Annotated in this window: 13 protein-coding genes; 10 read left to right on the top strand and 3 right to left on the bottom strand. The window is 63.7% G+C overall.

Annotated features, from left to right (window positions below):
• Together paaX and paaY are read right to left on the bottom strand one after the other, a co-directional pair.
• Positions 1 to 842: phenylacetic acid degradation operon negative regulatory protein PaaX (paaX, locus tag BLX41_RS13345; protein ID WP_259744848.1), on the bottom strand; the 842-nt coding region annotated here is incomplete at its 3' end.
• A 64-nt stretch (positions 843 to 906) separates the two neighbouring features.
• Positions 907 to 1500 carry a phenylacetic acid degradation protein PaaY gene (gene paaY, locus BLX41_RS13350; protein WP_123725261.1) on the bottom strand — a complete coding sequence of 198 codons (594 nt, stop codon included), beginning with the start codon at positions 1498 to 1500 and terminating at the stop codon, positions 907 to 909.
• Between the two features lie 431 nt (positions 1501 to 1931).
• Here paaY and BLX41_RS33630 point away from each other — a divergent pair, with 431 nt between their 5' ends.
• The 10 genes from BLX41_RS33630 to nhaB all read left to right on the top strand — a co-directional run bounded on the left by BLX41_RS33630 (position 1932) and on the right by nhaB (position 12378).
• A complete protein-coding gene (locus BLX41_RS33630) occupies positions 1932 to 2078 on the top strand; it encodes a hypothetical protein (RefSeq protein WP_185073527.1) in 147 nt (48 codons plus the stop codon).
• Positions 2079 to 2130: 52 nt separating this feature from the next.
• The gene (gene paaG / locus BLX41_RS13355) at positions 2131 to 2922 is read left to right on the top strand and encodes a 2-(1,2-epoxy-1,2-dihydrophenyl)acetyl-CoA isomerase PaaG (protein WP_123725262.1); all 792 of its coding nucleotides are present in this window, start codon (positions 2131 to 2133) and stop codon (positions 2920 to 2922) included.
• A 189-nt stretch (positions 2923 to 3111) separates the two neighbouring features.
• Positions 3112 to 4431: a phenylacetate--CoA ligase PaaK gene (paaK, locus tag BLX41_RS13360; RefSeq protein WP_123725263.1), complete on the top strand. Its 1320-nt coding sequence runs from the start codon at positions 3112 to 3114 to the stop codon at positions 4429 to 4431.
• Between the two features lie 179 nt (positions 4432 to 4610).
• A complete protein-coding gene (paaA, locus tag BLX41_RS13365; protein WP_123725264.1) occupies positions 4611 to 5600 on the top strand; it encodes a 1,2-phenylacetyl-CoA epoxidase subunit PaaA in 990 nt (329 codons plus the stop codon).
• A 32-nt stretch (positions 5601 to 5632) separates the two neighbouring features.
• Positions 5633 to 5914, top strand: a complete 282-nt coding sequence (gene paaB / locus BLX41_RS13370; protein ID WP_110597045.1) for a 1,2-phenylacetyl-CoA epoxidase subunit PaaB — start codon at positions 5633 to 5635, stop codon at positions 5912 to 5914.
• Positions 5915 to 5922: 8 nt separating this feature from the next.
• Entirely contained in the window at positions 5923 to 6684 is a 762-nt protein-coding gene (gene paaC, locus BLX41_RS13375) for a 1,2-phenylacetyl-CoA epoxidase subunit PaaC (RefSeq protein WP_123725265.1), read from the top strand.
• On the top strand, positions 6671 to 7201 hold the full coding sequence (gene paaD, locus BLX41_RS13380) for a 1,2-phenylacetyl-CoA epoxidase subunit PaaD (protein WP_123725266.1): 531 nt from the start codon (positions 6671 to 6673) through the stop codon (positions 7199 to 7201). The genes paaC and paaD overlap by 14 nt, the downstream gene beginning before the upstream one ends.
• Positions 7202 to 7230: 29 nt before the next feature.
• Positions 7231 to 8307, top strand: a complete 1077-nt coding sequence (gene paaE / locus BLX41_RS13385) for a 1,2-phenylacetyl-CoA epoxidase subunit PaaE (RefSeq protein ID WP_123725267.1) — start codon at positions 7231 to 7233, stop codon at positions 8305 to 8307.
• Between the two features lie 122 nt (positions 8308 to 8429).
• Complete coding sequence (paaZ, locus tag BLX41_RS13390) at positions 8430 to 10484, top strand: phenylacetic acid degradation bifunctional protein PaaZ (RefSeq protein WP_123725268.1); 2055 nt, start codon at positions 8430 to 8432, stop codon at positions 10482 to 10484.
• 391 nt (positions 10485 to 10875) lie between these two features.
• On the top strand, positions 10876 to 12378 hold the full coding sequence (gene nhaB / locus BLX41_RS13395; RefSeq protein ID WP_123725269.1) for a sodium/proton antiporter NhaB: 1503 nt from the start codon (positions 10876 to 10878) through the stop codon (positions 12376 to 12378).
• Positions 12379 to 12477: 99 nt separating this feature from the next.
• On the opposite strand, the gene zwf is transcribed toward nhaB, so the two are convergent.
• Positions 12478 to 13489 (bottom strand): glucose-6-phosphate dehydrogenase (gene zwf, locus BLX41_RS13400; RefSeq protein WP_259744854.1); only part of this gene is annotated, 1012 nt, incomplete at its 5' end.

A 13489-nucleotide genomic window follows, 5' to 3' on the forward strand; every position in this document is an offset into this window, starting at 1 on the left:
AGCCACTCCTCGGCCTTGGCCTGGATCAAGCGATAAATGTTGCGACACAGCTGGCGTGCGGCGCGGCCCTCCCAATCGCCGGGAAGCAGTTCGTCCGGCAGTTGCGGGTCGCGCAGCAACAGCTTGCGGTACTCATGAATCAGCAGCAGGCGGGCCAGGAAACAGTCGGACGGTTGCAGTTGCTCCTGCTCCCGCAGGGCCTGCCAGAGGGGGCGAAACAGTTGAATGAACTCACTGTAATGGGCCGCCAGCTCATCAATGTTCCAGCTCTCGCGCACTTGCTGGCGCAGGGCCCTGGAACCGAGCGCATCCTCGGGCGTGGTGGCAAAGACGATGGTGTCGTCCTGAGCGCCAAGCTCCAGCAAGGTGGCATTGATATCGGCGCGATCGCTGCGCGGGCATGCCAGCATCAGCGGCGACATCGCGGCAAACCCTTGCCACTCCAACTCTTCACGCACTTGCTTGCGTAACTCCGGCTGCAGTTGCCCGAGCGTCACCAGGCACCAGGAGCCGTCCCAGGCCGGCACGCCGGCGCTATAGACCCGCTTGAAGGCCTTGTCGAAACGACGTCGACCGGCCAGGGTCAGGCTGTAGTAACTGCGGCGACCGACCTTTTCGGCAGTCAGCCAGCCTTCCTTGCTCAGGCGGAAGATCGAGGTGCGGATCAGCCGTTCGTTGATCCCCATGGGCTCCAGCAGTTGAATCAGGCTGCCCAGCCAGACGGTACCGCCATGGGGCTCGATGGCATCGCCGTACAGGGTGATGATCAGCGAACTGGCGCGGATCGGGGTCTGCTCCTGAAAGCGTTTGATCAGGTGATTCAGTGGCGCTAGGGACGACATGGACGTACCGAAAAAAAAGGAAGGAATATAGCCGGTTTCAGGCCGTCGCAACGGCCCGGCGTGCTCATTGGGAGGCCTTGGGACGAAAGCCGACATCAGCGATTCGCCGCCGGTCGGCCTCGACCCGCGACAGCGGCTCACAGACTTGCATCTGCTCCAGGCAGCGACGGGTCAAGTGCTGGTACTCCCGGGTGCCGGCCAGTTTCCAGGCCACTTCCTCGTCGCTCAACTGTCGCGTGACCCGCGCCGGCGCGCCCATGACCAGCGATTGCGGTGCGCATTCAAAGCCGGCCTTGACCAACGCTGCCGCCGAGACGAAGGAGCGTGGCGCAATAAAGGCGTTGTCCATCACCACCGCATTCATGCCCACCAGCGCATCGGCGCCAATCCGGCAGCCGTGCAACACAGCGCCATGACCGATATGACCATTGCGCTCCACCACCGTGTCGCTATCGGGGAAGCCGTGCATGACGCAGGTGTCCTGCAGATTGGCCCCCTCTTCGAGGACAATCCGGCCGAAATCCCCCCGCAGGCTGGCCAGGGGGCCGACATAGCAGTGGGGGCCGACAATCACATCGCCAATCAGCACCGCCGAAGGGTGGACATAGGCACTGGGATCGACCACCGGAGTCAATCCGTCAAGGCTGTAGCACGTCATGCTGTTTCTCTCTCTGATCAGCAGGAGCTGCTGTTGTTGGAGCGGCCGGGAAGCGTTCCACTTACCCGCGAATACGTCGCCGATAATGCATGACGCCACCCAACCCTGGATACCGATACAACGTGGACGGCATCTTGTATCAGATTATTCTCAGCATACAACAGCCCTCCAAAGCACTGGCCTCCTCCGCCACAAACACCACAACCCGCAAACCATAACGGATGCGGCATGAATCAAGGGTCCAACGCAGCATCAAGTCGACCTTCCGTCCCGAACAGGTCGCAGTCGAGAGCAAAAAAATAGGACACATTAATTATATTTTGATCTTGATTTTTTGTATCGCGTTAGCGATATACTCGGCGAAAACCGGCTCCCGGGCCGATCCGACAATCGAGCCGGCAAACGGCCGTATCACTCCGAGGACATCCACCATGCCTCAATACCTTGCAGCCGAAACCCTGAGCGGCGGCCTGTGCGTCGAGCACCATGCGTTCGCTCTGTTCTCCGGCACCTGTGAACGCCGGAAAGGCATTGCCGCATTCCAGAAAAAACGCCCGGCAAAATTCGCGGACCACTGAGGCCTGCCCAACGCGGCCCTCCTCCTTCGACCCAGCACAGAGCGTCCCGATCATGAACTTCGCCACCATCCTGTTCTCCATCAGCGAGGGCGTCGCCCTCCTCAGCCTCAACCGTCCCGAACAGCTCAACAGTTTCAACCCGCAGATGCATGGCGAGGTGCAAGCGGCCCTCAAGCACGTGCGCAACAACCCCGAGGTGCGGGTCCTGCTCCTGACCGGCGAAGGCCGCGGTTTCTGCGCGGGGCAGGACCTGGGCGAGCGCAACGTCGCACCCGGCGACGCAGCGCCTGACTTGGGGCAATCCATCGAACAGTTCTACAACCCGTTGGTGCGCGAGCTGCGCGACCTGCCGCTGCCAGTGATCTGTGCGGTCAATGGCGTGGCCGCCGGCGCCGGTGCCAACCTGCCCCTGGCCTGCGACCTGGTGCTGGCGGCGCGCTCCGCGAGCTTTATCCAGGCCTTCTGCAAACTCGGGCTGATTCCCGATTCCGGCGGCACCTGGCTGCTGCCACGTCTGGTGGGCATGGCCCGGGCCAAGGCCCTGGCCCTGCTCGGCAACCGTCTGAGCGCCGAACAGGCCGAGCAATGGGGGTTGATCTACCAGTGCGTGGACGATGCCTTGCTGCGCGATGAAGCCCTGAGCCTGGCCCGGCACCTGGCGACCCAACCCACCTATGGCCTGGCGCTGATCAAACGCAGCCTGAATGCCAGCCTGCACAACAGCTTCGATCAGCAACTGGAGCTGGAGCGCGACCTGCAGCGCCTGGCGGGGCGCAGCGACGACTACCGAGAAGGCGTCAGCGCCTTCATGGAGAAACGCGCTCCCGTGTTCAAGGGACGCTGAAATGGCCCCGCTGCCCCGTATCGCAGAGATTGCCGCAGTCGGTGCCGGGGCACGGGCATCACCCTGATCATCCAGAGGCGCTAACCCGCGCCTGCAGGACTCTCCCGGGAGCCATCCGTGCCTCTCCCGGGTCATGCACTCAGAACCCGCAGTGGCGGGTTGAAAGACAACAACAATACGAGTGAAACCATGAACATGCCGATTACCAGAACCGTGCCCGAAGCGCCGCTGGACCCGATGGAAACCGCCAGCATCGACCACTTGCGCCAGCATCAGCTGGAGCGCCTGCGCTGGAGCCTGAACCACGCCTACGCCAAGGTTCCCCTGTATCGCCAGCGCTTCGACGCCCAGGGCGTGCATCCCCAGGACATCCAGCGCCTGGAGGACCTTGCACTACTGCCCTTCACCACCAAGTCCGACCTGCGGGACAACTACCCCTACGGCATGTTTGCGGTGCCCATGCAGGAGGTGGTGCGCCTGCATGCCTCCAGCGGCACCACCGGCAAACCCACGGTGGTGGGCTATACCCGCAACGACATCGACACCTGGGCCCAGGTGGTGGCCCGGTCGATCCGCGCGGCCGGCGGCCGGCCCGGAGACAAGGTGCATGTGTCCTATGGCTACGGCCTGTTCACTGGTGGCCTGGGGGCGCACTACGGTGCCGAACGCCTGGGGTGCACCGTGATTCCCATGTCCGGCGGCCAGACCGAGAAACAGGTGCAACTGATCAAGGATTTCCAGCCGGACATCATCATGGTCACGCCGTCCTACATGCTCAACATCGCCGACGAGATCGAACGCCAGGGCCTCGATCCCCACAAGCTGGCCCTGCGCCTGGGAATCTTCGGTGCCGAACCCTGGACCGACGAACTGCGCGACGCCATCGAACAGCGCCTGGGTATCAAAGCCCTCGATATCTACGGGTTGTCGGAGATCATCGGCCCGGGAGTGGCCATGGAATGCGCCGAGACCCGCGACGGACCGACCCTCTGGGAGGACCATTTCTACCCCGAGATCATCGACCCGCTGACCGGTCAGGTGCTGCCCGATGGAGAAATGGGCGAGCTGGTGCTCACCTCCCTGACCAAGGAGGCGCTGCCGATGATCCGCTACCGCACCCGCGACCTGACCCGCCTGCTGCCGGGCACGGCGCGGCCCATGCGGCGCATCGACAAGATCACCGGGCGCAGCGACGACATGCTGATCATTCGCGGGGTCAATGTGTTTCCGACCCAGGTGGAGGAGCAAGTGCTCAAAGCCGCACACCTGGCCCCCTGTTACGAGATCCACCTGTATCGCCACGGCAACCTCGACAGCGTCGACATCCACGTCGAGCTCAAGAGCGAGCACCAGCAACTGGGGGATGAGCAGCAAAGGGCCATCTGCAGCGAACTGAGTCGCCACATAAAAACCCATATCGGTATCAGCTCGCGTATCGTTTTACAGCCCCCTTTCAGCATCAAGCGCTCCGAAGGCAAGGCCTGCCGGGTGGTCGACAGCCGCAAATAGCTTTAGCACAAGCATTGGAGCCCCGTGATGACGGGGCTTTTTTTCGTCTGTCATTCGGGCATTGAGGCAAAGCGATACAGAAACAAAACATGACACGATATTTTGTGTTTGATATTTATTTATGTATCACATATAAACATTCACAGCCTCACCCACACCTGCAACCCGGGAGACACTGCATGTACGCACAGCTGGTAGAGACGGGGGTCAAGCGCATCAAGCCGCTGGCAGAAATGTCCGAGCAGGAGCGCACCTTCCAGGAAAAAATCGACGGGGAAATCAAGATCGAGGCCAAGAACTGGATGCCCGATGCCTACCGCCAGACCCTGATCCGGCAGATTTCCCAGCACGCCCACTCGGAAATCGTCGGCATGCTGCCCGAAGGCAACTGGGTCACCCGCGCGCCGACCCTCAAGCGCAAGCTGCAACTGATGGCCAAGATCCAGGACGAAGCCGGTCACGGCCTGTACCTCTACAGCGCCATGGAAACCCTCGGCGCCGATCGCGACGAAGAAGTCGCCAAACTCCACAGCGGCCGGGCCAAGTACTCCAGCATCTTCAACTATCCAACCCTGAACTGGGCCGACATGGGCGCCGTGGGCTGGCTGGTGGACGGCGCCGCTATCGTCAATCAGGTGGTGCTGCAACGCACCTCCTACGGCCCCTACTCCCGGGCCATGGTGCGTATTTGCAAGGAAGAGAGCTTCCACCAGCGCCAGGGCTACGAAATCCTCCTGACCATGATGCGCGAGGGCAACCAGGCACAACGGGAAATGGTCCAGGACGCCATCAACCGTCTCTGGTGGCCGGCCCTGATGATGTTCGGCCCCAGCGACGAACACTCCCCCAACAGCGCCCAGTCCATGGCCTGGAAAATCAAGCGCCAGAGCAATGACGAACTGCGCCAGCGCTTCATCGACCAGACCATCCCGCAATTGGAGCTGCTGGGCTGCACCTGCCCCGACCCGGAGCTGAAATGGAACGCCGAGCGCGGCCATTACGACTTCGGCGAAATCCAGTGGCAAGAGTTCTACGAGGTGCTCAAGGGCAACGGCCCGTGCAATCAGGAACGCCTGGAGACTCGCCGCAACGCCATCGACGACGGCGCCTGGGTACGGGCCGCCGCCGTGGCCCATGCACAGAAGAAAGCCAACAAGAACGCCGCCTGAGCGCGCGCCCAGCCTGATTCGGAGTCAATGCAATGTCTGAATGGACCCTTTACGAAGTCTTCGTGCGCAGCAAGCACGGCCTCAATCACAAGCATGTCGGCAGCGTGCATGCCGCCGACGACGCCATGGCCATGAACAACGCCCGGGACCTGTACACCCGGCGCAGCGAAGGCGTCAGCCTGTGGGTGGTGCCCTCGGCGCAGATAGTCGCCTCCTCCCCCGATGACAAGGACCCGCTGTTCGACCCTGCGGACGACAAGGTCTACCGCCACGCCAGCTTTTATCAGCTGCCCCCCGAAGTCGGACACATGTGAGGCCGGCCATGAACCCTGCAAACGATCTGATCGACCACCTGCTGCGCCTGGGCGACAGCGCCCTGATCCAGGGCCAGCGCCTGTGCGAATGGTGCGGCCGGGCGCCGGCCCTGGAAGAAGAACTGGCGCTGATGAATGTCGGCCTCGACCTGGTGGGCCAGGCCCGCAACTGGCTGGACTATGCCGCCGAACTGCTGGCCGATGGGCGCGACGCCGACCATCTGGCATTCCGCCGGGACGAGCGAGCCTACCGCAACCTGCTGCTGGTGGAGCAGCCCAACGGTGATTTTGCGGTCACCATGCTCAAGCAGTTCTTCTATGACGCCTGGCACCTGGAAACCCTCCAGGGCCTGAGCCAGTCCAGCGACCCGCGCGTTGCCGGAATCGCCGCCAAGGCGCTCAAGGAAGTCACCTATCACCTGCGCCGTTCCAGCGAATGGGTCGAGCGCCTGGGGGACGGCACCGAAGAAAGCCACCAGCGCATGCTGCAGGCGATCCCGCGGCTGTGGCGCTTTACCGGCGAGCTGATTGAGCACCACGCCTGCGAGATCCAGCTGCATCAGGCTGGTCTGTGGGCGGACCCGGCCCGGGTTGCCCAAGCCTGGCGCTCCACCGTAGAAGCCGTGTTCTGCCGGGCGACCCTGCCCGTGCCCGAGGCCCCCAGCCATTTCTACCTGGACCCGCGCCGGGGCCTGCACAGCGAACACCTGGGCCTGCTGTTGGCGCAGATGCAATCACTGCCCCGAGCCTACCCCGATGCGGTCTGGTGAGTTGATCGGCAGCGACCAGGGCGCGCGGCCGGTGCAGCCTGGGGACCTGGACCTGGCCTGGGCCACCCTGGATCGGGTGATGGACCCCGAGGTGCCGGTGGTCAGCGTGCTGGACCTGGGCATCGTTCGCGACCTCGGCTGGCAGCAGGGCCACCTGCGGGTGTCGGTCACTCCGACCTATTCCGGCTGCCCGGCCACGGAAGTGATCGAGAGCGACATTCGCCAGGCCCTGGAACAGGCGGGCTTCAAGGCCCCCAGGCTATTGCGCCAGCTGACCCCGGCCTGGACCACCGACTGGATCACCGAGCGTGGCCGCCAGCGCCTGCAGGCCTACGGCATCGCGCCACCTTCGGGCAGCAGCAAGCGCAGCCTGCTGGGGGAAGCGCCTGCGGTGCACTGCCCGCAGTGCGGCAGTGCCCACAGCGAACGCCTCAGCGAGTTTGGTTCCACCGCGTGCAAGGCCCTGTATCGCTGCCGTGACTGCCTGGAGCCCTTCGACTACTTCAAATGCATCTGAGCCGCTCGCCGTCTCAGAGGAGAACCGCCATGAGCCAGTTCCACCGCCTGACCATCAAGGACGTACGCAGCGAAACCCGCGACGCGGTGTCCATCGCCTTCGAGATTCCCCAGCACCTGCAACAGCAGTTTCACTTCACCCAGGGCCAGCACCTGGTACTGCGCACCGAACTGGATGGCGAGGAAGTGCGCCGCTCCTATTCCATTTGCACCGGGGTCAATGACGGTGAACTGCGCATCGCGGTGAAGCGCGTGAATGGCGGACGCTTCTCCGCCTTCGCCAATGAACGGCTGCAAGCCGGACAGTTTCTCGAAGTGATGCCCCCCGCCGGGCGTTTCCATGTAGAGCTCGATCCCCAGCGTCGCGGTCATTACCTGGCGGTGGCCGCAGGCAGCGGCATCACGCCGATCCTGTCGATCATCAAGAGCACCCTGGAAACCGAGCCCCTGAGCCGTATCACCTTGCTCTACGGCAACCGCTCCAGCGCCTCGGCGCTGTTTCGCGAACAACTGGAGGACTTGAAGAACCGCTACCTGCAACGCCTCAACCTGGTGTTCGTCTTCAGCCGCGAACAGCAGGACATCGACCTCTATAACGGCCGTATCAACCCGGAAAAGTGCCAGCAGCTGTTCTCCCGCTGGCTCGACGTCCGGCAGTTGGACGCAGCCTTCATCTGTGGCCCCCAGGCCATGACCGAGAGCGTGCGCGACAGCCTCAAGGCCGCGGGCATGGACGCCGAGCGAATCCACTTCGAGCTGTTTCATGCAGTCGGCGACGGACACAAACGCCAGGCCCGTGAAGCCGCCCGGGCGCTGGATGCCCAGGTCAGCCAGGTCACCGTGATCAGCGATGGCCGGGCCCTGGCCTTCGACCTGCCGCGCAACAGCCTGAGCCTGCTGGACGCCGGCAACGCCCAAGGCGCCGAACTGCCCTATTCGTGCAAGGCCGGAGTCTGCTCCACCTGTAAATGCAAGGTCATCGAAGGTGAAGTGGAAATGGACAGCAACCACGCGCTGGAAGACTACGAAGTGGCGGCCGGCTACGTCCTTTCCTGCCAGTCGTTCCCGGTCAGCGACAAGGTGGTGCTGGACTTCGACCAGCTCTGAACCCTGCCCTCACGAAGATCCCGGATTGGCATCGGCGCCTCCGGCACCCGCCATCACTGAGTCCACCCACCGGCACGGAGCAATCCGCGCCGGCCTTAATTCACCGTTCGGAGCGTTCTTCCATGCCACAGTCTCCTACCCTGCAAAGCTTTATCGCCGGCCGCTGGATTGGCCAACACCCGGCCCAGGCACTGCGCAGCGCCATCGACGGCCATGAAGTGGCCCGCACCCACGAAGAACTCCTGGACTTCGCCGAGGCCCTGGAGCACGGGCGCCAACAGGGTGGCCGCACCTTGCTGGCCCTGGATTTCCAGCAGCGGGCCCAGCGTCTCAAGGCCCTGGCGCTGTACCTCAGCGAACGCAAGGAGCAGCTGTACGCCCTGTCCCACCACAGCGGCGCGACCCGGGCCGACAGCTGGATCGATATCGAAGGCGGCAACAGCACCCTGTTCAGCTACGCCGGACTCGGCGCCAGGGAACTGCCGTCGGGCAACCTGCTGCATGAAGGCCCGGCACAGTCCCTGAGCAAGCTCGGCAGCTTTGCCGGCACCCATGTCCTGGTACCCCGTGGCGGCGTGGCGGTGCACATCAACGCGTTCAACTTTCCCATCTGGGGCATGCTGGAGAAGTTCGCCCCTTGCTTCCTCGCCGGCATGCCATGCATCGTCAAACCCGCCAGCGCCACCAGCTACCTGACCGAAGCCGTGGTACGCCTGATGGATGAGTCAGGCCTGCTTCCCGAAGGCAGCCTGCAATTGGTGATAGGCAGTACCGGCGACCTCCTGGATCGCTTGCAAGGCCAGGACCTGGTGACGTTCACCGGTTCCGCCGTCACCGCCGGCAAACTGCGATCCAACCCCAACCTGATCCGCCACTCGGTGCCCTTCAATGCCGAAGCCGACTCCCTGAACTGCGCGATCCTGGCGCCCGACGTAACCCCGGACGACCCGGAGTTCGAGCTGTTCATCAAGGAAGTGGTGCGGGAAATGACGGTCAAGGCCGGTCAGAAATGCACCGCCATCCGCCGTGCCATAGTCCCGGAAAAATATCTGGATGCCGTGGCCACCGGATTGCGCGAGCGCCTGTCCAGGGTGGTGGTGGGCGATCCGTCGATGGAAGGCGTGCGCATGGGCCCCCTGGCCTCCCATGAGCAGCAGCGGGACGTGACCGAGCGCCTGGAAAGCCTGCTGCACAGCAGCGACCTGCTGTTCGGCGCCCGGGACGGCTTCGAACCCCGGGGCGAAAATGTCAGCCAGGGCGCGTTCTTTGCCCCGACACTGCTGCTGTCCCGTGATCCCCTGGCACAGGGTGGTGCCCACGATATCGAGGCCTTTGGCCCGGTCAGCACCTTGATGGGCTACGACGATCTGGACCAGGCCCTGGACCTGGCCGCTCGCGGCAAGGGCAGCCTGGTGGCCAGCCTGGTGACCAAGGACCCGGCCATCGCCGCACAGGTCATTCCCCGGGCCGCGGCCTGGCATGGCCGGCTGCTGGTGCTGGACCGCGAGTGCGCCGGCGAATCCACTGGCCACGGTTCGCCGCTGCCGCAACTCAAGCATGGTGGCCCGGGCCGCGCCGGTGGCGGCGAAGAGCTGGGCGGCCTGCGGGCGGTCAAGCACTACCTGCAGCGTGCGGCCGTCCAGGGTTCCCCGAGCATGTTGGCCGCGGTAACCGGCGAACACGTGCGCGGCGCCAAGGTCATCGAGACGCAGGTCCACCCGTTTCGCCGTCACTTCCAGGACCTGCGGATCGGCGAGTCCCTGCTGACCCACCGCCGCACTGTCACCGAGGCCGACCTGGTGAACTTCGGGTGCCTGTCGGGGGACCACTTCTATATGCACTTCGACGAAATCGCCGCCAAGGAGTCGCAGTTCGGCAAGCGCATTGCCCACGGCTACTTCGTGCTCTCGGCGGCGGCCGGGCTGTTCGTGTCCCCGGCGCCGGGCCCGGTGCTGGCCAACTATGGCCTGGATACCCTGCGCTTCATCAGCCCGGTGGGCATTGGCGACACCCTGCAGGCACGCCTGACCTGCAAGCGCAAGATCGACCAGGGCAAACAAAGCCCCCAGGGCACCCCGCAAGGGGTGGTGGCCTGGGACGTGGAAGTGACCAATCAACTGGGTGAACTGGTGGCCAGCTACGACATCCTGACCCTGGTTGCCAAACGCACCACCTGACCGTAGGAGCCGGCTTGCCGGCGAACAGGCCCTCACGACGGCATCACCCTTGAGGTCGCCTTCGCCAGCAAGCTGGCTCCTACAAGAGCTGGCCGCAACACCACCCACCGTAGGAGCCGGCTTGCCGGCGAACAGGCACTTACGACGGCATCGCCCTTGAGGTCGCCTTCGCCAGCAAGCTGGCTTCTACAAGAGCTGGCCGCAACACCACCCACCGCAGGAGCCGGCTTGCCGGCGAACAGGCACTTACGACGGCATCGCCCTTGAGGTCGCCTTCGCCAGCAAGCTAGCTCCTACAGGTGGGGGAGATTGTGGCAAAAGATTTCATGGATTCTTGATTCTCGATCCGGCTTGCGGCAAGTTGCGCGCTTCTCACTACTAGGAGCAGCCCATGTCCGGCTCAATGGCCCAGGCGTTCGCGCACAATTTTCTCGGCCAATCACCCCGCTGGTACAAGGCAAGCATTATCGCCTTCCTGCTGCTCAATCCCCTGTTGTTCTTCTGTGTCAGCCCGGCAGCGGCCGGCTGGTGCCTGGTGATCGAGTTCATCTTCACCCTGGCCATGGCCCTCAAGTGCTATCCCTTGATGCCCGGCGGTCTGCTGTTGGTGCAAGCGCTCTTGCTGGGCATGGCCACGCCCCAGGCGTTGTACGACGAGCTGGTGCACAACTTCCCGGTGATCCTGCTGCTGATGTTCATGGTGGCCGGGATCTATTTCATGAAAGAACTGCTGCTGTTCCTGTTCTCCCGTCTGCTGCTGGGGGTACGGTCCAAGGCGCTGCTGGGGCTGCTGTTCTGCTTTCTCTCAGCCTTCCTCTCGGCCTTTCTCGACGCCCTGACCGTGACCGCAGTGATCATCAGTGCCGCCGTGGGCTTCTACTCGGTGTACCACCGGGTGGCCTCCGGCAATGATCCGCGCCAGGACAGCGCCTATGGCGATGATCAGCATCTGCCTTCCCTGCACCACGACGACCTGGAGCAGTTCCGCGCCTTTCTGCGCAGCCTGCTGATGCACGGCGCCGTGGGCACGGCACTGGGGGGCGTGTGCACTCTGGTGGGCGAGCCGCAGAACCTGTTGATCGGCCATGAAATGGGCTGGCACTTCGCCGAGTTCTTCCACAAGGTGGCGCCGGTTTCCCTGCCGGTACTGGCCGCCGGGCTGGTGACCTGTGTGCTCCTGGAAAAACTGCGCTGGTTTGGCTACGGCACCTTGCTGCCGGACAACGTGCGCCAGGTACTGGCCAACTACGCCGCCGAAGACGACGCCCAGCGCACCGCACGGCAACGGGCGGCCTTGCTGGTCCAGGGGCTGGCGGCGCTGATCCTGATTGTCGGCCTGGCCCTGCACGTCGCGGAAGTCGGGCTGATCGGCCTGTTGGTGATTGTACTGATCACCGCCTTCACCGGAATTACCGACGAACACCGGCTGGGCAACGCCTTCAAGGACGCCATGCCCTTCACCGCCCTGCTGGTGGTGTTCTTTGCCGTGGTGGCGGTGATTCACCAGCAACAGCTGTTCGTGCCGCTGATCCAGTGGGTGCTGGCGCTGCCGGAGGACCAGCAGCCGGGCATGCTGTTCATTGCCAATGGCCTGCTGTCGGCCATCAGCGACAACGTGTTCGTCGCCACCATCTACATCACCGAAGTGAAACAGGCCTTTGTCTCCGGGCAGATGAGTCGCGAACACTTCGAGACCCTGGCGATCGCCATCAACACCGGCACCAACCTGCCCAGCGTCGCCACCCCCAATGGCCAGGCCGCCTTCCTGTTTCTGCTGACCTCGGCGATTGCACCGCTGGTGCGCCTGTCCTATGGCCGGATGGTGTGGATGGCCCTGCCCTACACCGTGGTGATGGGCCTGCTGGGCTGGTACGCGGTGAGTTACTGGTTGTAACGCTGGAGGGTGTTTCGAAGGCTGACGCAGTGACCCGGGTGCAACAGGGTGCCGTCCATATCGCTGAGCAGTAACGCGATGGGCCGCACCTTGCCCCCGTCACCCGAGGGCGTGCCAGACGCGACCATCCCGGGCCAGCAGCTCATCACCGGCATCCGGGCCATCCTCACCCGCAGGGTAGGTCTGCACCGTCGCATCCTGCTTCCAGGCATCAAGGAAGGGCTGCACGGCGCGCCACCCGTTCTCGATATTGTCCGCCCGCTGAAACAGCGTCTGGTCACCGACCAGGCAGTCGTAGATCAGCGTCTCGTAGCCGGTGGACGGCTGCATTTCGAAGAAATCCCGATAGGCGAAGCCCAGTTCGATATTGGCCATGTCCAGGCTGGGCCCGGGCTTTTTCGCCAGCAGGTCGAACCACATGCCTTCGTTGGGCTGGATCTGGATCCGCAGGTAGGTCGGTGACAGTCGATCGACTTCGGTATCGCGAAACTGCGCGTAGGGTGCCGGTTTGAAGCAGATGACGATTTCGGTATCACGCACGCTCATGCGCTTGCCGGTGCGCAGGTAGAACGGCACCCCGACCCAGCGCCAGTTGTCGATCATCACTTTCAGCGCGACATAGGTTTCGGTATTGCTGTCCGGCGCGACATTGGCCTCTTCGCGGTAACCCGCCAGGGCCCTGCCCGCCACTTCGGCGGCGCGGTACTGGCCGCGCACCGAGTTGGCCCGGGCCTCCTCCAGTGACCAGGGGCGGATCGCCCCCACCACCTTGGCCTTCTCGCCGCGCACTGCATCGGCGCCAAAGGCCGCTGGAGGCTCCATGGCCACCATCGCCAGGAGTTGGAACAGGTGGTTGGGCACCATGTCCCGCAGGGCGCCGGTGTGTTCATAAAAGCTGCCACGGGTTTCGACCCCGACGGTTTCCGCCGCGGTGATCTGCACGTGGTCGATGTAATGGTTGTTCCAGAACGCCTCGAACAGGCTGTTGGAAAAACGGCTGACCAGGATGTTCTGGACCGTTTCCTTGCCCAGATAATGGTCGATGCGATAGATCTGTTTCTCGCTCATGACCTTGAGCAAGCAGGCATTGAGGGCCTCGGCGGTCTGCAGA

The organism is Pseudomonas protegens (genome assembly GCF_003732485.1).
Lineage (GTDB): Bacteria > Pseudomonadota > Gammaproteobacteria > Pseudomonadales > Pseudomonadaceae > Aquipseudomonas > Aquipseudomonas protegens_B.

Excerpts from the sequence above, each read along its gene's own strand:
- paaY (WP_123725261.1), bottom strand. The coding sequence starts at position 1,500 with ATGACGTGCTACAGCCTTGACGGATTGACTCCGGTGGTCGATCCCAGT.
- BLX41_RS33630 (WP_185073527.1), top strand. The coding sequence starts at position 1,932 with ATGCCTCAATACCTTGCAGCCGAAACCCTGAGCGGCGGCCTGTGCGTC.
- paaG (WP_123725262.1), top strand. The coding sequence starts at position 2,131 with ATGAACTTCGCCACCATCCTGTTCTCCATCAGCGAGGGCGTCGCCCTC.
- paaK (WP_123725263.1), top strand. The coding sequence starts at position 3,112 with ATGAACATGCCGATTACCAGAACCGTGCCCGAAGCGCCGCTGGACCCG.
- paaA (WP_123725264.1), top strand. The coding sequence starts at position 4,611 with ATGTACGCACAGCTGGTAGAGACGGGGGTCAAGCGCATCAAGCCGCTG.
- paaB (WP_110597045.1), top strand. The coding sequence starts at position 5,633 with ATGTCTGAATGGACCCTTTACGAAGTCTTCGTGCGCAGCAAGCACGGC.
- paaC (WP_123725265.1), top strand. The coding sequence starts at position 5,923 with ATGAACCCTGCAAACGATCTGATCGACCACCTGCTGCGCCTGGGCGAC.
- paaD (WP_123725266.1), top strand. The coding sequence starts at position 6,671 with ATGCGGTCTGGTGAGTTGATCGGCAGCGACCAGGGCGCGCGGCCGGTG.
- paaE (WP_123725267.1), top strand. The coding sequence starts at position 7,231 with ATGAGCCAGTTCCACCGCCTGACCATCAAGGACGTACGCAGCGAAACC.
- paaZ (WP_123725268.1), top strand. The coding sequence starts at position 8,430 with ATGCCACAGTCTCCTACCCTGCAAAGCTTTATCGCCGGCCGCTGGATT.
- nhaB (WP_123725269.1), top strand. The coding sequence starts at position 10,876 with ATGTCCGGCTCAATGGCCCAGGCGTTCGCGCACAATTTTCTCGGCCAA.